The sequence below is a fragment of the Haloechinothrix halophila YIM 93223 genome, assembly GCF_000504245.1.
In the GTDB taxonomy this organism is placed as follows: domain Bacteria; phylum Actinomycetota; class Actinomycetes; order Mycobacteriales; family Pseudonocardiaceae; genus Haloechinothrix_A; species Haloechinothrix_A halophila.
The window spans coordinates 371,723-391,078 of the sequence record NZ_KI632509.1 but is presented as its reverse complement, the minus strand read 5'-3'; the positions used below and the strand labels follow the sequence as shown (position 1 = coordinate 391,078).

The following is a 19,356-nucleotide window of genomic DNA, read 5'->3' as shown; positions in this document are numbered from 1 at the left end:
TATGCCTGTCGCTGCTCGCGCTGGTTGGCTCTAGGATGATCTTGATGCCGTTTGGCGATACGTATCGCCACGACGCCTCAAGATCCACTCAGCAGCCTTCGCGATAAACACAAAACGGACACACGAACGCGGGTCGTCGCTGACGCGGCGACCCGCGCTGTCATGGCAGGGGCAGGAGGCCAGGCTCCTGGGGCTGTGACGAAATTTTGTCCGTTATGCAGAGATGGGCGTGCAACATTCCCAGGACACCCAGGACTCAGTAGCGGAAGAAGCGCTCGCGCTGGCCTTGCCGGACCAGCCGCAGCCACTGCAGGAACTCGCGCGGGCTGTGCTTGTGGCCGATGAAGTACAGCCCGAACCGGATGACCTCGAGCATGCCGAGCTTGCGCATCCCTGGCTGGGAGAGCAGGTAGCCCCGGTTGCGGTAGGTGAAGTAGCGCTTGACGTCGTTCTCCGGGTCCTGCGCGTGGAACTTGCCCCACAGCATCGGCTTGAACTCGTCTGAGCCGTCCGGGTGCAGGTAGCGCACCTTCAGCGACGTCCCGAACGGCAGGCCGGAGCGCACCAGCCGCCGGTGCACCTCCACCTCGTCGCCCCGGAAGAACAGCCGCAGGTCGGGCACCCCGACGACGTCCAACGTCGACGCGCGGAACAGCGCGCCGTTCATCAGCGAGGCGATGCCGGGCAGGAAATCCTCGCCGAGCTCGGCCGAGGTGCGCTTCCACGTGAGTCCGCGCCGCAGTGGGAACGCGAGCTGGTCCGGGGTGTCGATGTTGACGACCATCGGAGAGATCGCGGCAAGGTCGCGTGACGTCGCCTCGTCCAGGAGCACTTCCAGCACGTGCTCGTCGGCTGGCCTGCCGTCGTCGTCGGCGCACCAGACCCAGTCCGCGCCCATCGCGAGTGCGTGCAGCATGCCCAGCGCGAAGCCGCCCGCCCCGCCGAGGTTGTGGTGCGACGGCAGATAGGTGTGCGGCACACCCACGGCCTCGACGACGTCCTTGGCCGGTTCGTCCGGGCCGTTGTCGACGACAATGAGGTGGTCGACGGGCCGGGTCTGCGCCGCGATGATCTTGAGCGAGTTGGCGAGCAGCTCGCGCCGATGCCGGGTGACGACGACCGCTACCACTGATGCGGCTGGCAGTCCCTGCCGCTCGCTCGACTCAGTCACTGGCCACCGCCAGCCGCGGGGTTGCTGGCGCTCGCGGGATTACCGGTCGTCGCATTGCTGGCGGCCGCTGAGTTGGTGTCGCCACCGTTCGCGGTGGACTTGCTGTCCGCGTTGGGCTGGGTGGTGCCGTCGGAGTTACCGCCACCAGGCTTGCCACCGCCTGCGGCTTTCTCTTGCCCAGGGCCTGTGCGGCCAGCGCCGCCACCGCCCTGACCGCCAGTGCCGGGACCACCGGCACCGGCGCCCTTCCTGCCACCAGGTCCGCCCTTGCCACCAGGCCCGCCAGCACCGGGACCGCCCTTGCCCTTGCCGCCAGGGCCCTTCTTCATGCCGCGCCGGGCCGCCCGCTTCTCGAACGGGTCTACGCCCTTGTACTCCGTCAGTACCTCACGCACCGAGCCCTGCTGCTTCACTTGTCCACCGTCCATCCAGACAGCCGACTTGCACAGATCCATCAGCAGGCCGTCCTGGTGGGAGGCGAAGACGAGCAGACCGGAACGGTTGACCAGGTCGACGAGCCGGGAGCGCGCCTTCTTGAGGAATGCGGCGTCGACCGCACCGATGCCCTCGTCGAGCAGCAGGATCTCCGGGTCGATCGACGTCACGACGCCGAGCGCGAGCCGCACCCGCATACCGGTGGAATAGGTGCGCAGCGGCATCTGCAGGTAGTCACCCAGCTCGGTGAAATCCGCGATGTCGTCGACCCGCTTCTCCATCTGCTTGCGGGTCATCCCCAGGTAGAGGCCACGGACCATGATGTTCTCGTAGCCGGACGTCTCGTTGTCCATGCCGACACCGAGGTCGAACACCGGCGCGACCCTGCCCCGGATCTTCGCCGTGCCCCTTGTTGGCTCGTAGATCCCGGACAGCAGCCGCAGCAGCGTCGACTTGCCCGCGCCATTATGCCCGACTAGGCCGACACGGTCTCCCTCTGACAGCGAAAGGTTGATGTTGTGCAGCGCCTCGATGACGGGCACCTTGCTGTCCATGCCGATGTGGCCGCCGACCTTGCCGAGCATGCGCTTCTTCAGCGAACGGGTCTTCGCGTCGAAGATCGGGAAGTCGACGTAGGCGTTCTTGACCTCGATACTGACCATGAGTCACACCCAATACGAGACGCGGGCACGGTAGTTGCGCAACACCACCAGGGTGAGGCACCAGCCGATGACGGTGACAGCGAGAGCGATGTACCAGTGCGTCCAGCTCTGCTCGCCACCGATCAGCGGCGCTCGCACGGTTTGCAGGAAGTGGTACATCGGATTGAGCTGGTAGATCAGCGTGCGCGGGCCGGTGCCCGCGTCCTCGCCGAATCTCGCGATGAGGGTGTCGACGGACCACACGATCGGCGTCATGAAGAAGAGCAGGCTGCTGATCGAATCGATGAACTGCGGGACGTCCCGGAACCGGGTCGAGATGATCCCGAACAGCAGCGCCACCCACACGCCGTTGATCAGCAACAACGCAAGGCCGGGGATCGCGAGCAGGGAGGTCCAGCTGAGCCCGGGGTGCTCCATCGCCGCTTCGTGGGAGATCAGCTTGTACGGCTGGTTCAGGCTGGTGAAGAACACCGCGATCACGATGACGTAGACCGCGAGGTTGTGCAGGAAGATGATCGACAGTCGCCAGGTGGTGCGCAGCGCGTAGACCGTCAGTGGGGCAGGCAGGTGTTTGACGAGTCCGGCGTTCCTGATGAAGGTCTTGGATCCCTCGTTGAGGGACGACATGATGAAGTTCCAGACCAGGAAGCCTGTCGTGATGTACGGGACATACGCGCTGATGGGAGCGTTGAAGAGCTGCGAGTACAGCATCCCGAGGCCGATCGCGGTGATGCCCATGCTGAGCGTGATCCACAACGGCCCGAGCGCTGACCGGCGATAGCGCTGTCTGATGTCCTGCCAGCCAAGGTGACTCCACAGTTGGCGGCTGCGCAGGCCAGCACTGAGATCCCCGAACGCGCGCTTGAACGTCCGGGATGTGTTCGTGTCGACCGCGGCTGGGTGGGTCATGACGGGCGGCTCCGTCGTGCTTGTTTGCTGCACGAGCCATGAGGGTACCGGCCCGCCGCCGGGACCTTCATGGCAGGCGGCAGCGTGACGTGCGATAGCTGATGTGGACGCTTACCATGCGCACGTATTCGTTTTGATTGGCGGAATCTGAGTTCCGCCTTGCATGCGCACTGTGGGGTAGTCGTCCGATTTGGTGGCGGCGTTCGGACACAGCTTCGCTGGTAGCCGACCGTGCGACTCACTCATCGTCGCCCTCCCGTGTCCCGCGTCATGTCAGTCGGACATCATGTCCCCATGGGTGGTGCTCCGGTCGCCGAGGACGCGCGTGAATACGGCGCCGACGTCGTCCGTGGTCCGCTCGACGACGTCGGCGCACGCCCCGATCTCGTCGCGCTGAACGCGAACGTCGAACAGAAGGAGGTGCGGCCGTGACGCGGCTGCTGCTGCGGTCCGATGCGTCGGGCGCCATGGGAATCGGCCACGTGGGCCGGGCTGTCGCGTTCGCGGAGGAGGCGACGGCGCGGGGCTGGCAGGTCACCCATTCCGGCACCGTCGAAGGCGCGGACTGGCTGGCCGACAGGCTGGACGAGCTCGGCGTCAAGCGGGTGCCCGCAGCCGACGGTCCCGCCGCGCTGGGTGTGCTCGCCGCCGAATCGGACGCCGTGCTTGTCGACCACCACGACCTCGACGAGCTACGTGATCCGATCAACGCGGCTGGCGCGCTGCTCGTTTCGCTCGAAGGCGGCACGTTCGGGCGCAGGTCGGCGGACATCGTCGTCGACACCGGACTGCGGCCGCAGGAACGTCCGGACGACGACTCGCCGACGGTGCTCACCGGGTCCCGCTACGCGCCAGTGCGCCAGGCCGTGCGCGACGCGCGCGAAAGCAGGAGCGCGACGCCGCCGGATGGCGACCCGCCCCGCGTCGTCGTCGTGCTCGGTGGCGGGTCGGTGTGGCGGGACACCGTGACGGCGCTGCTGACCGCGCTGCGCGACACCGAGCAGCCGTTCCACGCCGACGTCCTCGCGCACGGCGATCCGGACATTCCCACCGAGGGCACAGGGCAGCGGTTCGACCTGACGACACCGCACGGCGGGCTGCCCGAGCTGCTCGCGGGCGCGGATCTGGTGATCAGCGCGGCAGGCGTGACGCTGACTGAGCTGTGCTGCATCGGGGTGCCCACCGCGCTGGTGCGGCTGGTGGACAACCAGGCGATGAACTACGAGGCGGCGGTCGACCTCGGCGTCGCGGCTGGCCTCGGTACGGCGGAGGACCTAGCGGCGGACGGCTCCGACGCGGTCGGTGAGCTGCGGCGGTTGCTCGCGGACGCCGAGCTGCGCGCGGGTTACGGCGACCGTGCGGCCGATGCCGTCGACGGCGAGGGCAGGGCGCGGGTGCTCGACGCGATCAGCGAGCGGCTAGCTGAGGTGCGCGAGCAGGCGGAAGCGGCCGCGGCAGAGCGTGCGAAGGCGCGCGAGGCTCCCGCCGCGGTGAGCGAAGCCCCCGCGGAGGCCGCGGACCTCGCTGCCGCGAGCGAGGACGCCGCGGCAAGCGAAGACCCTGCGGACATCGCCGAGCCGCTCGCGAAGTCGCCCGATTCGTCCCCGTCATTGACGGAGGATGCGCCCTAGGATGTCGGCATGGCGCCCTGGGATGCTCCGCAAGACCGTGTCTACTACCTGATCACCCCAGCCGGGTTTCCCAACTACGGCGACGAGTTGATCGCCGACGGCTGGCTGCGCTATCTCGCCGAGGTCGCGCCGGACGCCGAGGTCTGGGTTGACACCCACTCGCCCGGCCCCGCGCAGCTGCTGCACGGAAAGACGCATCCACAGGTGCGGTTCGTCGACACGCTGTGGCGGCTGTGCGGCGACGCCACCCGAGAGCTGGACTCGCACGACCCGTGGGAGGTCGCGGCGTGGGTGCAGCGGGCGGTCGCTGACCCCGGAATGGCGCCCGCACGGCTGCACGGCATCGCACTGCTGCACCGCGTCGATGTCTTCCACGTGCTCGGCGGCGGGTACGTGAACGGCATCTGGCCGCACCACTTCGGTCTACTCGGCGGGGCGGCGGCAGTCGCGCGAACGACCGGTGCCCGTACCGCGATGACCGGCCAGGGACTCGTCCCGGCCCCGGATGACGCGACGCCGCTGCTGCGCTCGCTCACCGACCGGTTCGACGTCGTTGACGTCAGGGACGCCGAGTCAGCCGACGTCCTCGGCATCGAGCCCGGCCTGGACGACGCGTTCCTCACCATCGCGCAGCAGCCCACCGTCGCGCCGGAGGACGTGTGGCCGGACCAGGCGCCGCCCGAGGTGATGGTGTGTGTGCAGTCCGACCGCAACGACTCCGGTCCCGGCGCGCTCGCGGGCGCGGTGCTGTCGCTGTTGCGCGTGTGGCGAGTGCGACCGGAGACGGTGTGTTTCGTCGAGGGCATCCCGCGTGTCGACAACCGGATCGTGGGGCTGATCAACCAGGAACTGCCCGGCGCGCGGTTCTACTCGTTCGCGGAGTTGTGGGACAACGGCCTGCCGGTGACGTCCGCGCAGACCTGGGTGTCGACGCGGTTTCACCTGCATCTGGCCGCTGCCGCCGCTGGGGCGTCCGGTGTCGCCGTGCCGATCAGCGAGGACTACTACACGACGAAGCACCGTGCGCTGCTCGACCTCGGCTCGAGCTGGACGTTGCTGTCCGACTTCGGCGAGCTTCCCGCCCGGCCCGGCAGGGGTGGCTTCGACGCGGAGACGCTGGACGGCTATCGCAAGCGCAAGCGCCAACTGGCGGAGGCGGTCTACGCGGTGTGAGAGGCGCTACCACCCGCTCCCATGCTTTGGATCTTGATGCTGTTTGGCGATCCGGATCGCCAAACAGCATCAAGATCGACCATCGCCGAATGGTCATTTCCGCTCCCGGCGCGCCGCTGACGGGCGTGATTCGCTCAGTTCAGCCATGATCGGGGCATGAGCGACGACACCACGAACCACCGGACGACCACTGAACGGGACGAGCCGGTCTCGTCGTTCGCGAAGTCGATGTTCGCCGGTGAGCTGCCGGACGAGCTGGTCTTCCCGTTCCCGAGGCTGGGGCGCGACGAGTCGCGGAAAGTCCATGGGCTGATCGACTCGGCGCACGAGTTCCTGGACGAGGCCTACGATCCCGCGTTGGTCGAGCAGGAACGCTGGGTCGGCGACCACATCATCAAGGGGCTCGGCGAGCGCGGCCTGCTCGGGCTGTACGTGTCGCCCGAGTACGGCGGCCAAGGCCTGTCGCAGACCGGCTACTGCCGGGTGATGGAGGAGTTCGGCGGCTACGACGCGACGCTGTCGGTCGTGATGGGCGTGCACCAGTCCATCGGGATGAAGCCGATCCACATGTTCGGCACCGAAGAGCAGAAAGCCCGGTTCCTGCCGGATCTCGCCGCCGGACGCAAGCTCGCCGCGTTCGGCCTTACCGAGCCGAATGCTGGATCGGACGCCTACCACGTCGAGACGTATGCCGAGCGACAGGCGGACGGGTCGTTCCTGCTCAACGGCGAGAAGCGCTGGATCGGCAACGGCTCGAAGGACGTCGTCTGCGTGTTCGCGCGCTGCGAAAACGGTCATGTCGCGCTGATCGTCGAGAAGGGCATGGACGGCTTCGAGGCCCCGCACCGGTTCGACACCCTCGGCCTGCTCGGCAACGACCTGCGCAAGCTGACGTTCAACAACGTGCGGGTGCCGAAGGAGAACGTCCTCGGTGAGCCTGGCGACGGCTTCCGCATCGCGATGTCGACGTTGAACAACGGCAGGATGTCGCTGGGCACCGGCGTCGTCGGTGGCACGAAGGCGCTGATCAAGCAGGCCATCGAGCACACGACGCGGCGCGAGCAGTTCGGCATGCCACTGGCTGACTTCGAGTTGGTCGAGGACAAGGTCGGCTGGATGGTCTCGTACCTGTACGGCCTGGAATCGCTTGCGTACCTCACCACTGGACTGGTCGACGCTGGCGTGCCCGACTACTCGGTGGAGTCCGCGATGTCGAAGGTCGCCGCGACGGAGTTCAACTGGTACGCCGTCAACCGGGTGTTCCAGCTGATGGGTGGCGAGGCGTACATGGCGGACTCGTCGATCTCGAAGACGTTGCGCGACACCAGGATCTTCCCGATCTTCGAGGGCGCCAACGACGTGCTGCGTGCGTTCATCGCGCTGTCCGGCATGAAGACCGTCGCGGGCGAGTTCGAGGAGTTGCGGTCGATCAACCTGTCCGATCCGATCGGGTCGATCGGGACGTTGGCGGAGTTCGTGCGCGGCCGGGTGAGTCGTCGCCTACGCCCTGCGTCGCTGGAGACGGCGCACCCGAAACTGGAGAAGCAAGCCGACGCGGTGGCCAACCAGACGAAGCAGCTACGCGGCGCGGTGGAGACGTTGTTGCGCACACACGGCAAGGACGTCCAGTTCCGGCAGCGGCAGCAGAAGCGGATCGCGGACGCCGCGTGCGACATCTACGCCCAGGTCGCGACGATCTCGCGCACCACGGCGCTGTTCGAGGACCAAGGCGTCGAGGCGTCCGGGCAGGAGCGCTACATCGCGTCGTCGTTCTGCGACCGCGCGGCACACCGGGTCGGCACGCAGCTGCGGCTGGTCGAGCGCAACGACGACGAGCAGATGCACTCCATCGCGCGGCTGGCGTACAACCGGGGCGGGTACTCACCTCGGCTGCACTGACGACGGTTCGGCCGGGCCGGGCTTACGGCTTGGTCGCCTGGGTCGGTTCGGTTGTGCCGCTGGGCTCGTCCGGCCCGGTATCGCCTCCGGCATCCGTGCGGTCGCCGCCGTTGTCATCATCGGCGCTGCTGTCGCCGCTGCGGTCGGTGTTCTCGTCGCTGTCGTCCGGCTGTTCGCAGGACGTGCCGTCGTCCGGCTGCGTCCCGTCCTCACTGTCATCCGGGCGGTCGGAGTCTTCACGGTCGGCCGGGCGTTTCGAGTCCTCAGCCGGGCGTTCGGAGTCCTCAGCGGTGTCGTTGTCGCGGTCTTCGGAATCGGTGCCTTCGCCAGCGTCATCGGTGTTGTCCGGCTGTTCGCACGACGGGTCGTCGGTCTCGCCGGGTTCCGCTGGCTCCGAGGGCTCCGAGGGCTCCGAGGGTTCTGCTGGTTCCGCAGGTTCCGTTGGCTCGGTTGGCTCTGACGGGTCGGTTGGCTCGGCTGGCTCTGACGGCTCTGTCGGTTCCGAAGGCTCCGCTGGCTCTGAGGGTTCCGTTGGTTCGGAAGGTTCCGAGGGCTCGGTCGGTTCTGCTGGCTCCGGCGGCTCGCTTGGTTCCGACGGCTTGGTAGGCGCTGGGCGCTCCGGGCTTTCCGTGCTCGCGTCATCGTTCGGCTCTGACTGCGAGTCGTCAGTCGGGCCTGGGGTTTTCGTGTCCTCGTTGGTGTTTGGTGTCGACGAGTCGTCGGTGTCGCCCGCGCGCTCCCCGTTGTCGTGGTCGGCGTCCGAACCTGTGTCGGGGTTCTCCGGCGTCTTCGAGTCCTGCTTCGGCGGCTGCTCCTGCGCCGGTTCCTTGCCAGGCTGCTGCTTTGGCTTGCCGGGCTTCGTTGCCTCGTCAGGACCGCGCGACGCCGCGAGCGTGTGTGTAACCTGGCGGCCGGTGCCGGGCCGTGGCCCGAGACCGGCGTAGTGGTCGGCCCAGGCCAGCACGGCGCGGACGTAATCCAGTGACGGGTTGTAACTGAACAGCGCTTGATTCAGTTGCGACGCATCGGAAAGATCGCGCGCTCCTGCGCACAGGTAGACCGCCGATCCGAGCGTGGCGTCGTAGATGTTGTGTGGGTCGCGCACACCGTCGCCGTTGCCATCCTGCCCGTACTGCAACCACGTCGACGGCAGGAACTGCATCGGCCCGACGGCGCGCTCCCACACCGTGTCGCCGTCGAACTGGCCGCCGGTGCTGTCGTGGATCGTCGCCGTGCCCGCGAGCGAACCGTCGAGTCGCGGGCCCAGGATGGGACTCGCCGTGCGCCCGTCGCTGAGCAGCGCGCCGCCGCGCGCATGCCCTGACTCGATGCGCCCGATGCCCGCGAGTACCGACCAGTGCAGCTGGCATGTCGCATCGCGCCTGCTCAGCGTGCCTGCGGCTTGTCGATACGCGTCGAGGACATGCTGCGGAATCGTGCCGTTGTCGAGCACGATGTCGTGCGATGGCTGGGCATCGCTCGCCGTGTGTGGGACGAGCCGGGCGAGCCGCGCGCCGATGCTGGACGTCTTGATGTCGGCGGGTTCGTCGTCCTGGCTGTCGGTGGGCAGCGGGTAACGCTGCGGCGACGACGGATGCGCGGCGAAACCGGGAAGCGCGAGCGGGACTGCCGCCGCGTCGTGCGGTTGCGTGCCTGCCGCGAGTGACGTCGCGGCCAGTCCGCACACACATGCCAGCGTCGTGACGGTGGAGCGACGTTGCTCCCGCTCGCTTCGTGGCGTCAACCGTTCCCCTCCCATGAACTGAGCCGGGAGACAGTTACGCAGCGTTGACGAACCGTGTCAAGGACACCCCGTCATGGGGCGTAGTCCTGCTGGGGCCGTTCGGCCCAGGCTGCTCACCGTTACGGCCGCGCAGGAACAACTGTTACGCCGGGTGGCGTAACGTCGCGTCGTTGATCAGGCCCCGTCGCGGTGTTGTTCGCAGAATCGGTCAAAGCGGACGTTCTCGCGCAACATCGCGAGGGAGGCTGATCAACTATCAGGCGGGCACACTCCGACGGTGCAACTGGGCACCACACCAGGTACGGCTGGCGGCGCCCAGACGCCGCCAGCCCGCCGGAGTCCTACAGGTACTGACCCGTGCCCGTCACCCCATGGTGGTGCTCGCCTGCCTGCATGCCGTGGCTGCCAGGGGGAAGGCCCTTGCGCATCTGGTCTAGCTGTGCCCGTGCCGCCATCTGCTGGGCGAACAGCGCCGTCTGGATACCGTGGAACAGTCCCTCCAGCCAGCCGACCAGCTGTGCCTGCGCGATCCGCAGCTCGGCGTCTGACGGTGTGGTCTCGGCCGTGAACGGCGCGACGAGGCGCTCCATCTCCTCCTGCAGCTCGGGCGCGAGCGCCTGCTCAAGCTCCTTGATCGACGTCTCGTGGATCTCCCGCAAGCGGTTGCGGCTGGCGTCGTCGAGCGGCGCGGCCCTGACTTCTTCGAGCAATTGCTTGATCATGGTGCCGATACGCATGACCTTCGCCGGTTCTTCGACGAGGTCGCCGACGCCGTTCTTCTCGTCGGACTCGGCGTCGTTCGGGATGCGTGCGGTGCCGACCGGCGAGCCGTCAGGGCCGACGACGACCACGTGATGTGACTGGTCCTGGTCGCCGCTGTTCGTCGGGTCGGGCTCCGGGGTGTTCGCCTCGGTCATGTGCTCCATCCTGGTATGTCGGAGTTGTGTCCTCCGTGCCGTCGCGGTACCTGATTCCGAGGGTAGTCGGCCCTCCTCCGTATGGCTGCATCTATTGGTCGACCCGGAGACTCGCGCTATCTAGACGTCCGTACGGTGTCATCATGCCGTTCGACATCGCTCGGATTCGCGGGCTGTACCCCGCACTGGGTGACGGGTGGATTCACCTCGACGGCGCGGCCGGGATGCTGGTCCCTGAGCAGGTCGCGTCGGCTGTCGTCACGGCCATGCGTGCGCCGGTCTCCGGCCCTGGCGCGGCGTTTCCCGCATCGCACCGCGCGGAAAGCATCGTCGCCGCCGCTCGCCGAGCGGTAGCCGACCTCGTCGGCGGCCACCCAGACGGCGTGGTGCTCGGCCCCAATGCCGCGGTGCTGACTAAACGGTTCGCCGACGTCGTTGCCGAGACCTGGACCCTCGGCGACGAAGCGATCGTGTCCCGGCTGGACGAGGTGTCCAACCAACGCCCGTGGCAGCAGGCCATGCGCCGCATCGGAGGCGCTCTGCGCTGGGGCGAGATCGACATCGAGACCTGCGATTTGCCCGCATGGCAGTACGAACGACTCGTCTCCGCGCGCACCAAGGTCGTCGCTATCACGGCCGCCGCTGGCACCATCGGCACCCGGCCCGATCTGCCAACGGTGGCGGAGTTCGCCAAACGTGTCGGTGCGATGGTGTTTGTCGACGCCACCTACGCCGCCCCGTTCGTCCCACTCGACATCACGGCCTCCGGCGCGGACGTTCTCGCGTTGTCCGCGCTGACTTGGGGCGGACCCGCCGTCGGCGCGCTCGTTTTCCGCGACCCAGGCATGCTGGACCAGCTTCGTCCGGTCGCGCTGGACTCCTCGGCGGTCGGTCCGGAGCGGCTGGAGCTCGGCCCGCACCCGTATCCGATGCTGGCCGGACTCGTCGCGTCGATCGACTTCCTCGCCAACCTGGACGACGCCGCGAAGGGCTCCCGGCGGAACCGGTTGCTGACGTCGATGGGCTCGGTCAAGGCCTACACCAGCGAACTCCACGACAGGATGCTTGCCGAACTGCGCGCGATGCCGCACGTCACGGTGATCGGTGACGCCATCCGCCGCATCCCAACGCTGGCGTTCACCGTGCGGGGCAGAAAGGCGTCCGAGGTCACCGCCCACCTGGCGTCGCAGGGGATCTGCGCGTTCACGGCGGACGGCACGGACGGCTTGTTCGGTTCGCTCGGCGTCGCCGAGGTCGGCGGCGTGGTACGCATCGGGCTCGCGCACTACAGCAACGACTTCGACGTCAACCAGCTGGTGCGTGCGCTCTATCAGCTGCGCTGATCAGCTGTGCGCGGCGAGCAAGATCTTGCCGAAGATGCCACCCGCATCGAGCGCCCGGTGCGCCTCCGCCGCGTTCGACATCGGGATGACCTCGTCGACGACCGGGGCGACCGAACCCTGCTCGACCAGCGGCCACAGCCTGGCGCGGACGTCGGCGACGATCGCCGCCTTCTCCTCGACCGGCCGCGCCCGCAGGCTGGTCGCCATCACGCTGGCCCGCTTGACCAGCAGCTTCGCGATGTCCAGCTCCGCCTTGCGGCCGCCCTGCATGCCGATGACCACCAGCCTGCCGCCGGTGGTGAGCGCGTTGACGTTGCGTTCCAGGTACTTGGCGCCCATGACATCGAGGATCACGTCAGCCCCGCCGTGTTCCTTGACGCGCTCGACGAAGTCCTCGGTGCGGTAGTTGATCGTGACGTCGGCACCGAGTTGGCGGCACCGCTCCAGCCGGTCGTCATCGCCAGCCGTGACCGCGACCCGCGCGCCGAGTGCCTTGGCGACCTGGATCGCGTGCGTGCCGACGCCGCCCGCGCCGCCGTGCACCAGCAGCAGCTCGTCCTCGGCGAGATCGGCGGCGATGACGACGTTGGACCACACCGTGCACGCCACTTCGGGCAGGCCAGCCGCGGCGATCAGCTCAACCTCGCCCGGCACCGGTAGTAGCTGACCAGCGGGCACCGCGACCTTCTCCGCGTAGCCGCCGCCCGCCAGTAGGGCGCATACCTCGTCGCCCTCCTGCCAGTCCTCGACACCCTCGCCGACCTCGATGATCGTGCCGGAGCACTCAAGCCCCGGATACTCACTCGCGCCGGGAGGGGGCGGGTAGAGGCCTTGCCGTTGCAGCAGGTCGGCGCGGTTCACCGCCGACGCGGCGACGTCGATGAGTACCTCGCCGGGCCCCGCGGCGGGGTCCGGGACTTCAGTCCACTGCAGTACCTCGGGCCCACCGGGCTCGCTGATCGTGATCGCGTGCATGCCCCTCAGTGTGTCATCGCCGGTTTCGCGCGGCTTCGGGCAATCATGGGGAGTGTCGCTAAGCGGAGACAACCGACGAAAGAACGGTTGACCTATTCGAGCATGCGCATGCAATGTGATCGGCTACCAGGTGCGAGGTGTCCGTTCGGGGTGGCGCCTCGCACCTGCCACGCATCCAGTTATCAGGGGAGTTCCTTTCATGTCACGAACTAGGAACCGGCTCGCCGCTGCCATCGCGGTCGGTGCGAGCGCCGCCCTTGTCCTCACCATGGGATCGAGCGCGGTCGCGAAACCGAAGGAGTCTTTGCCACAGGATCTGGCGAAGGCGGTGAACGCTGACAAGATCAACCGCCATCTGATCGCGTTCCAGCGCTTCGCTGATCAGACCGGCGGCAACCGCGCCGCGAGCACGGAAGGCTACAACCGTTCGGCCGAGTACATCGCGCGGAAGCTGGACGAGGAAGGCTTCAAGGTCACTCGCCAGGAGTTCCCATTCATCTACGACGAGACGATCGCCGAGAGCCTGACCAGTGGCGGGAACGACTACGACGTCATCAGGATGAGCTACAGCCCGTCCACTCAGGAGGGTGGCGTCACCGCGCCGCTCGCCGAGGTTCCTGTCGATGACACGCCGGGTTGCGAGGCGAGTGACTACGACGGCGTCGACGTCGACGGCAAGATCGCGCTGATCAAGCGCGGCGCCTGCACGTTCTTCGACAAGCAGAAGTTCGCCGGTGAGGCCGGTGCGGTCGGCGCGGTGATCTACAACCACTCGTCCGGTCCGGTGAACGGCACGCTCGGCGCGCCGGGGCAGATCCCCACGGCGGGGCTGACGCAGGCGCAGGGTGAGGAACTGGTCTCGATGGCTGGCCAGGACGCTACCTTCAACATCCAGGGCATCACCGAGGACCGCACCACGTACAACGTGGTCGCCGAGACCAAGACCGGCCGCAAGGACAACGTCGTTATGGCCGGTGCGCACCTGGACAGCGTTGCCGCTGGTGCGGGCATCCAGGACAACGGCAGCGGCTCGGCGGCGCTGTTGCAGACCGCGCTCGCGCTCGGCGGTAAGCCGAAGGTGGAGAACGCGGTGCGGTTCGCCTGGTGGGGCGCCGAGGAGCTGGGTCTCGTCGGGTCGACGTACTACGTCGACCAGCTGTCGTTCGAGCAGCAGCTCGACATCTCGATGTACCTGAACTTCGACATGATCGCGTCGCCGAACGCGGGCTACTTCGTCTACGACGGTGACGACTCCGACGGCATCGGCGCTGGTCCCGGCCCGTACGGCTCGGCCGCGATCGAGGAGCAATTCGCCTCGTACATCGAGGACAACGGCACCCCGACGGAGGGCACGGACTTCACCGGCCGCTCCGACTACGGTCCGTTCATCGAGGTCGGCATCCCGGCTGGCGGTCTGTTCACTGGTGCCGAGGTCATCATGACCGAGGCGCAGGCGGAGAAGTGGGACGGCGAAGCAGGCGTCGCGTACGACAAGTGCTACCACCAGGCGTGCGACAACCTTGGCAACGTCAACTACGAAGCCCTGGACGTCAACGCCGACGCGATGGCGGCCACGATCGGCACGTACGCGCTGAGCACTGAGGACGTCAACAACGTCGAGCCCGGCAAGAAGAAGTCCAAGAAGATGGTCGCGCAGCAGCGCTCCAACGAGCGGGTGCAGATCTCGCACACGCACACCAACCAGCACGGTCACGACACCGACCACGACGCGTGTAATCGCGACTCGCGGTAGTCATGCGCACGTGGGGGTGAGGGCGGCATCCGCCCTCACCCCCACTGTGCTGTCTGCGGTGTAGCTAGCTTGTGGATAACTTCGCACCATTGTGGATAACGGTGCACATAACTGAGTGCGGCTCCGCGCTGTCTGGTCGGAAGCCGCACTCAGGTTCTGACGAGTTGTTATGGCGATCGACTGCTGGCGGGCCGACGGCTGGCACTGCCGGCATGGGTGCAGAGACCGTACCGAGGTAGTGCCGGACCACCGCCGAAGTGCGCGAGGATGGGCGCACGGAAAGGACGCCCGCGCAACAACTGCTCACGATCCCGTCTGGTCCGTTTAGCCCGTACCAGGCGCGGGTACACAGCTGGCAGTCAATCGCGGATGATTACCTGACACTGCATCACCTGGCCTTTCCCGGGAAGACCAGCCCGCTGGCGCCCCGGAACGGCGCACACCATCGCACGGGCTGAGCCATCCGTTCACCCTCCAGCATGCGCGCTTAAGTCCGCACTGACAAGCACGTTCACTCCTCCTGGGAACTAGGCGTGTTTATGAGTGTCTTGGCGGGTTCTTCTGCGCTTTCGCTGCCTCGGCCGTGCTGCGTCGTTGGCCCTGGCTGTCGTCGGCAACTGGCAAGGGACCGACCAGGCGGCTCCAGCGCTCAGGCGACCAGCTAGGCTCGACGTCAGCAGGGAGGCGTGGCAGAGCGGCCGAATGCACTCGCCTTGAAAGCGAGCGTCCCGCAAGGGACCGGGGGTTCAAATCCCTCCGCCTCCGCTCTTGTGACCAGGCAGCATTGCCAGCATCGGCTGGCACGGCGGCGACCGCAGCGAGGATCCGAACCTTAAGAAGTCATTGATCCACGACGCCAGAGGAGGGTCGTGGCTGGCCCGTCTGCCTGGAGCCTTTGCGGGATGGTCTGGCCAGTTCTTGGAGATTCGATGGAGGCGTAACCTCTGGCGCTACTGCGGCGACTTCTGCTGTGGGGCCGGAGCAGGGTGGACTCCCACGGGGAGGGACCCGGTGGCTCTCGCAATCCTTGGCACCTGCCGGATGCGGGGGTCATCGGGCCTGCCGCTGCACGTGAACCTCGTTTTCGCAGGCGGGCACGGGGTACTCCATCCGCATGTCCTCCGAGAATGTGGGCCACACGGAGTCTGACCGGTTCGACGCTGTCGCCGGTGCGCTGGAACGGCTGCGCGGGATCCATGACGTCCGGGAGTCGTTGGACGCGGTTCTACAGCAGTTCGCGGAGTCCGCGCGGGACACGATCGACGGCGCGGACGCGGTGAGCGTGACGACGCTGGACGGCGATGAGCCGCGCACCGCGGCCGCTACCGACCTGCGGGTGGTCCAGATCGACGAGGCGCAGTACGCGGCTGGTGACGGCCCGTGCCTTGAGGCCGCTCGAACGAAGCAACCAGTCCGCGCTCTGGTGCGGGAGGCGCGTGAACGGTGGCCCGAATTCGTCGGCGCCGCGGAACGACTCGGCGTGCGCTCCTATCTGTCCGCGCCGCTGTTGATCGATGCGGAAGGCGACAGCGAACTCGTGGGCGCGTTGGACGTCTACGGGTGGACGGACGGGGCGTTCGATCCGCTCGACACCGCTCTATTGCGGATTCTCACCCTGGCCGCATCGGCGACCATCAGTACCTGGCATCGGTTGCGGCGAGCCCGCGAGGTTATCGATCAGCTGGACGAGGCGCTGACGTCCCGGGCGGAGATCGAACAGGCTAAGGGGGTCTTGATGGCGCTCAACAAGATCTCCGCTGATGAGGCCTTCGCACGGCTGGTCAAGCTGTCGCAAGACTCCAACGTCAAGCTGCGGGACCTCAGTCGCCAGCTCCTGGTCTCCCTGCGTGAGTCATGACCATCCATCCGCCACACGATCGATGGGGCTGCTAGTTGACCGATGAGCACCCTTGTCGCTTATGATCGGGTGCGCGGTTCAGCCCAAGTGCCGCCGGTCCGAGACACGAAACGTCGCGGGCAGGTGCGCTCTTGTGATCGTTTGCTGAGCTGTCGATGTACTGGCCGAAGTGCACCGCCACGCCACGACGGGATGGAGGCGAGTGCCGTGGTTAGTAGTTATCCCCACACCGATGGGCTGTCCGGTTCACACGTGACTGTGGATGTGCGACGTCATGATGGCGTGGTGATTCTGCAGGTTACCGGCGAGATTGACTTGCTGACGGCGCCACGCGTCGAGGAGGCGATGACGCCGCTCTTGCGGGAGCGGCCGCCGGTGCTGGTGGTGGACTTGTCCGGGGTTACCTTCCTCGCATCGGCCGGGTTGAAGCTGCTGGTCGCCGCGCAGCAGGCGTCACGAGAAGGCACGCGCATCCGGGTGGTGGCGAGCGATCAGCACACCTTCCGGCCGATCGAGATGACTGGTCTCACCGAGACCATCGCGGTCTACGCCACCGTGGCGGAAGCGCTGGACGCCGACTGAACTGCGACATAACGGCATCGACGGCGCCGCGTTCTCGCTAGGCTGGCGTGGCGCGATCGGCTACGCCGTCGCGGCTGGGAGCGGGTAGCGGAGGGGCGTATGTACGAGAAGCCGATCCACAATCCCTACGTCGCGGGCATCATGTCCTTGTCGATCGTGGGGGCTTTCGTGGGGGTGCTCGCCATCGTGGCTGGCGACTCGTCATCCAGCGGATTCACGACGACGCAGCTGGTGGGCATGGGCCTGCTTGGCTTCGGCGTCCATTCGGCCATCGTGTTGCTTGCTGTCTTGGCGCTGATGTGGCGGAAGCCCACTGATTCGGTGTCCTAACTGGACCAAAGTTCGAGCGCGCAGGCTGCTTCGCTGACGACCGGCTGACTGTTCCGGACGGCTGGGTCTCACACGGCGTGCCGGACGCTGGCTTGCCCGGCGAAGACGCTGCGGCACCACATCACGGTCGGTGGTTTGCTTTAAAGTCTCTATTCCGATCAGTGGCACGAACAGGCTAAACCGCTAACGCTTCGTTACTGGTATGGACGTCGCATTGATCGCAGGCAGAAGAAATGAAATTTGTACTCCAAAGCTCGTAACGTCCCGCTGCGCGTTGTCGACCTACCAACGTGGCCAGTCATAGGGGCTGTCGGGGGGCCACAGACCAGATAGCTCTGGAGGGACAACTATGAAAGCCCCGTTTGACATGAGGAAGAAACGCTACGCAGCACTGGCGTTTCTTTCAGCGTTCGCGCTGGCCGTGTCCGGTGCCATAGCCTTCGCTGACCCGCCCGGTTCGAGTTCGAGTAACAGCGAAGCAGTGATCACCGGCTCGTTCAGTGACGAGTGTCGTGACTTCGAAGCCGATGCCGAGAAGCCAGACGGCAAGCCTAAGGACATCTCGTATGTCGAGCTCCACTACGCGGACGGGCGAGTGGTGAAGGACGAGGATGTCAACAGTCCGCACTACGAGATCGACGAAGGGCCAGGCGACGAGAAGACGCATGTCTTCGTCAAGTCCGGCACCACGACCGAGCGGTTCGACTGCGACGGCAACGGTGGCGGTAACGGTGGCGACGATCCCGAGTGCTCGGACGGCGTTGACAACGACGGCGACAAGAAGATCGACCACCCAGAGGACCCGGGCTGCGACTCTCCTGAGGACAACGACGAGTCCGATGACCCGAAGCAGCCGGAGTGCTCGGACGGCGTTGACAACGATGGCGACAAGAAGACCGACTTCCCGGACGACCCGGGCTGCGAGTCGTCTGAGGACGACAGCGAGGCCCCGAACCCGGAGTGCTCGGACGGCGTTGACAACGACGGTGACAAGAAGGTCGACGAGGACGACCCGGAGTGCCACACCGATGGTGACGCGACCAACCCGGACTCGTACGACCCGCGTGACGACGACGAGTCCAACGGCGGCACCGGTGACCCGGAGTGCTCGGACGGCGTTGACAACGACGGCGACAAGAAGATCGACTTCCCGGACGACCCGGGCTGCGAGTCGTCTGAGGACGACAGCGAGGCCCCGAACCCGGAGTGCTCGGACGGCGTTGACAACGACGGCGACAACAAGGTCGATGCCGATGACCCGGAGTGCCACACCGATGGTGACGCGACCAACCCGGACTCGTACGACCCGCGTGACGACGACGAGTCCAACGGCGGCACCGGCGATGGTGCCTTCAGCTGCCGCGCGAGCGCACTGCGCATCGACGGTAGCCCGCTGGCTCCAATCATCGGCGACCCGTTCGAGCCGTTCGTGGCTAACGCTGACCAAGATCCCTGCGTGACCGACGACGGCAGCAGCCCGCTGCAAGGCGGTTCGGAGCAGGACTTCGGCAGCGGCTCAGTGAAGGCCGCCTACGCCACGACCGACGACTCCGAGGGCGCTGACGCCAACGCGGGCGTTGCCCACGTCTTGATCGAAGGTGACCCCGGTTTCGTCGAGGCCACCGTGCTGGATGCCCACGCATCGGGTCGGTGCGAGGGTGGTCAGCCGGTGCTCAGCGGTGGGTCTACCGTCGCGACGCTGAATCTCAACGGCAACCCGGTGGCGCTCCCGCCGGACAACGAGCACGTCGAGATCCCGCTCGGGCCGCTGGCAACGCTGCACCTCAATTGGACTGAGACGACCCAGACCGAGGACGGCGAGGTCGCGACCTTCCGGGCGCTGTATCTGGACGCGGGCGAACTCGAGCCGGCAACGGGTGACGTGATCATCGGCGAAGCCATCGCCGACTACAGCGGAAACCCCTGCTAACACCATGTAGTACAACGGGCGGGGCGGGTCCGGAGGGGCCCGCC

General features: G+C 66.9%; 15 protein-coding genes, 1 tRNA gene and 1 pseudogene. 11 read left to right on the top strand and 6 right to left on the bottom strand.

Annotated features, from left to right (window positions below):
- Window positions 1–256: 256 nt before the first annotated feature.
- The 3 genes and pseudogenes from glfT1 to wzm form a co-directional block, all read right to left on the bottom strand.
- Entirely contained in the window at window positions 257–1,171 is a 915-nt protein-coding gene (glfT1, locus tag AMYHA_RS01895) for a galactofuranosyltransferase GlfT1 (protein WP_034267338.1), read from the bottom strand.
- Between the two features lie 350 nt (window positions 1,172–1,521).
- Window positions 1,522–2,268, bottom strand: a pseudogene (wzt, locus tag AMYHA_RS01890) (galactan export ABC transporter ATP-binding subunit Wzt/RfbE); the annotation flags it as partial.
- 3 nt (window positions 2,269–2,271) lie between these two features.
- On the bottom strand, window positions 2,272–3,177 hold the full coding sequence (wzm, locus tag AMYHA_RS01885) for a galactan export ABC transporter permease subunit Wzm/RfbD (protein ID WP_034267336.1): 906 nt from the start codon (window positions 3,175–3,177) through the stop codon (window positions 2,272–2,274).
- Window positions 3,178–3,471: 294 nt separating this feature from the next.
- Here wzm and AMYHA_RS26725 point away from each other — a divergent pair, with 294 nt between their 5' ends.
- The 4 genes from AMYHA_RS26725 (at window position 3,472) to AMYHA_RS01870 (ending at window position 7,880) form a co-directional block, all read left to right on the top strand.
- The gene (locus tag AMYHA_RS26725) at window positions 3,472–3,609 is read left to right on the top strand and encodes a hypothetical protein (RefSeq protein WP_157361715.1); all 138 of its coding nucleotides are present in this window, start codon (window positions 3,472–3,474) and stop codon (window positions 3,607–3,609) included.
- Complete coding sequence (locus tag AMYHA_RS01880) at window positions 3,606–4,808, top strand: spore coat protein (protein WP_330759011.1); 1,203 nt, start codon at window positions 3,606–3,608, stop codon at window positions 4,806–4,808. Before AMYHA_RS26725 ends, AMYHA_RS01880 begins: the two co-directional genes overlap by 4 nt.
- A gap of 9 nt (window positions 4,809–4,817) precedes the next feature.
- Complete coding sequence (locus AMYHA_RS01875; protein ID WP_051399430.1) at window positions 4,818–5,981, top strand: polysaccharide pyruvyl transferase family protein; 1,164 nt, start codon at window positions 4,818–4,820, stop codon at window positions 5,979–5,981.
- A 156-nt stretch (window positions 5,982–6,137) separates the two neighbouring features.
- Complete coding sequence (locus AMYHA_RS01870; RefSeq protein WP_051399429.1) at window positions 6,138–7,880, top strand: acyl-CoA dehydrogenase family protein; 1,743 nt, start codon at window positions 6,138–6,140, stop codon at window positions 7,878–7,880.
- A 22-nt stretch (window positions 7,881–7,902) separates the two neighbouring features.
- Here the strand turns inward: AMYHA_RS01870 and AMYHA_RS27490 are convergent, their stop codons facing one another.
- A complete protein-coding gene (locus tag AMYHA_RS27490; RefSeq protein ID WP_196776817.1) occupies window positions 7,903–9,624 on the bottom strand; it encodes a lytic murein transglycosylase in 1,722 nt (573 codons plus the stop codon).
- Between the two features lie 341 nt (window positions 9,625–9,965).
- Window positions 9,966–10,550: a bacterial proteasome activator family protein gene (locus AMYHA_RS01860; protein WP_034267333.1), complete on the bottom strand. Its 585-nt coding sequence runs from the start codon at window positions 10,548–10,550 to the stop codon at window positions 9,966–9,968.
- Between the two features lie 134 nt (window positions 10,551–10,684).
- Between AMYHA_RS01860 and AMYHA_RS01855 the strand changes: the two genes are divergently transcribed.
- Window positions 10,685–11,884: a cysteine desulfurase-like protein gene (locus AMYHA_RS01855; RefSeq protein WP_034267330.1), complete on the top strand. Its 1,200-nt coding sequence runs from the start codon at window positions 10,685–10,687 to the stop codon at window positions 11,882–11,884.
- On the opposite strand, the gene AMYHA_RS01850 is transcribed toward AMYHA_RS01855, so the two are convergent.
- Window positions 11,885–12,859 carry an NAD(P)H-quinone oxidoreductase gene (locus AMYHA_RS01850; RefSeq protein ID WP_034267328.1) on the bottom strand — a complete coding sequence of 325 codons (975 nt, stop codon included), beginning with the start codon at window positions 12,857–12,859 and terminating at the stop codon, window positions 11,885–11,887.
- A gap of 199 nt (window positions 12,860–13,058) precedes the next feature.
- Between AMYHA_RS01850 and AMYHA_RS01845 the strand changes: the two genes are divergently transcribed.
- The 6 genes from AMYHA_RS01845 to AMYHA_RS01820 all read left to right on the top strand — a co-directional run bounded on the left by AMYHA_RS01845 (window position 13,059) and on the right by AMYHA_RS01820 (window position 19,312).
- Window positions 13,059–14,612: a M28 family metallopeptidase gene (locus AMYHA_RS01845; protein ID WP_051399427.1), complete on the top strand. Its 1,554-nt coding sequence runs from the start codon at window positions 13,059–13,061 to the stop codon at window positions 14,610–14,612.
- A 680-nt stretch (window positions 14,613–15,292) separates the two neighbouring features.
- Window positions 15,293–15,377, top strand: a tRNA-Ser gene (locus AMYHA_RS01840).
- Window positions 15,378–15,726: 349 nt separating this feature from the next.
- Window positions 15,727–16,470, top strand: coding sequence for an ANTAR domain-containing response regulator (locus AMYHA_RS01835; protein ID WP_034267325.1), 744 nt, complete (start codon window positions 15,727–15,729; stop codon window positions 16,468–16,470).
- Window positions 16,471–16,662: 192 nt separating this feature from the next.
- Window positions 16,663–17,052, top strand: a complete 390-nt coding sequence (locus AMYHA_RS01830) for an STAS domain-containing protein (RefSeq protein WP_034267322.1) — start codon at window positions 16,663–16,665, stop codon at window positions 17,050–17,052.
- A gap of 99 nt (window positions 17,053–17,151) precedes the next feature.
- Window positions 17,152–17,382 (top strand): hypothetical protein, encoded by a 231-nt coding sequence (locus AMYHA_RS01825; protein WP_034267319.1) that lies wholly within the window; start codon window positions 17,152–17,154, stop codon window positions 17,380–17,382.
- Between the two features lie 367 nt (window positions 17,383–17,749).
- Window positions 17,750–19,312 (top strand): choice-of-anchor P family protein, encoded by a 1,563-nt coding sequence (locus AMYHA_RS01820; protein ID WP_034267315.1) that lies wholly within the window; start codon window positions 17,750–17,752, stop codon window positions 19,310–19,312.
- Window positions 19,313–19,356 lie beyond the last annotated feature (44 nt).

What these genes read in the sequence shown, in the direction of transcription:
- AMYHA_RS01820 (WP_034267315.1), top strand. Translation starts at nt 17,750, where the DNA reads ATGAGGAAGAAACGCTACGCAGCACTGGCGTTTCTTTCAGCGTTCGCG.
- AMYHA_RS26725 (WP_157361715.1), top strand. Translation starts at nt 3,472, where the DNA reads ATGGGTGGTGCTCCGGTCGCCGAGGACGCGCGTGAATACGGCGCCGAC.
- AMYHA_RS01830 (WP_034267322.1), top strand. Translation starts at nt 16,663, where the DNA reads ATGGAGGCGAGTGCCGTGGTTAGTAGTTATCCCCACACCGATGGGCTG.
- AMYHA_RS01855 (WP_034267330.1), top strand. Translation starts at nt 10,685, where the DNA reads ATGCCGTTCGACATCGCTCGGATTCGCGGGCTGTACCCCGCACTGGGT.
- AMYHA_RS01850 (WP_034267328.1), bottom strand. Translation starts at nt 12,859, where the DNA reads ATGCACGCGATCACGATCAGCGAGCCCGGTGGGCCCGAGGTACTGCAG.
- AMYHA_RS01825 (WP_034267319.1), top strand. Translation starts at nt 17,152, where the DNA reads ATGTACGAGAAGCCGATCCACAATCCCTACGTCGCGGGCATCATGTCC.
- AMYHA_RS01870 (WP_051399429.1), top strand. Translation starts at nt 6,138, where the DNA reads ATGAGCGACGACACCACGAACCACCGGACGACCACTGAACGGGACGAG.
- wzm (WP_034267336.1), bottom strand. Translation starts at nt 3,177, where the DNA reads ATGACCCACCCAGCCGCGGTCGACACGAACACATCCCGGACGTTCAAG.
- AMYHA_RS01875 (WP_051399430.1), top strand. Translation starts at nt 4,818, where the DNA reads ATGGCGCCCTGGGATGCTCCGCAAGACCGTGTCTACTACCTGATCACC.
- AMYHA_RS01860 (WP_034267333.1), bottom strand. Translation starts at nt 10,550, where the DNA reads ATGGAGCACATGACCGAGGCGAACACCCCGGAGCCCGACCCGACGAAC.
- AMYHA_RS01835 (WP_034267325.1), top strand. Translation starts at nt 15,727, where the DNA reads ATGTCCTCCGAGAATGTGGGCCACACGGAGTCTGACCGGTTCGACGCT.
- AMYHA_RS01845 (WP_051399427.1), top strand. Translation starts at nt 13,059, where the DNA reads ATGTCACGAACTAGGAACCGGCTCGCCGCTGCCATCGCGGTCGGTGCG.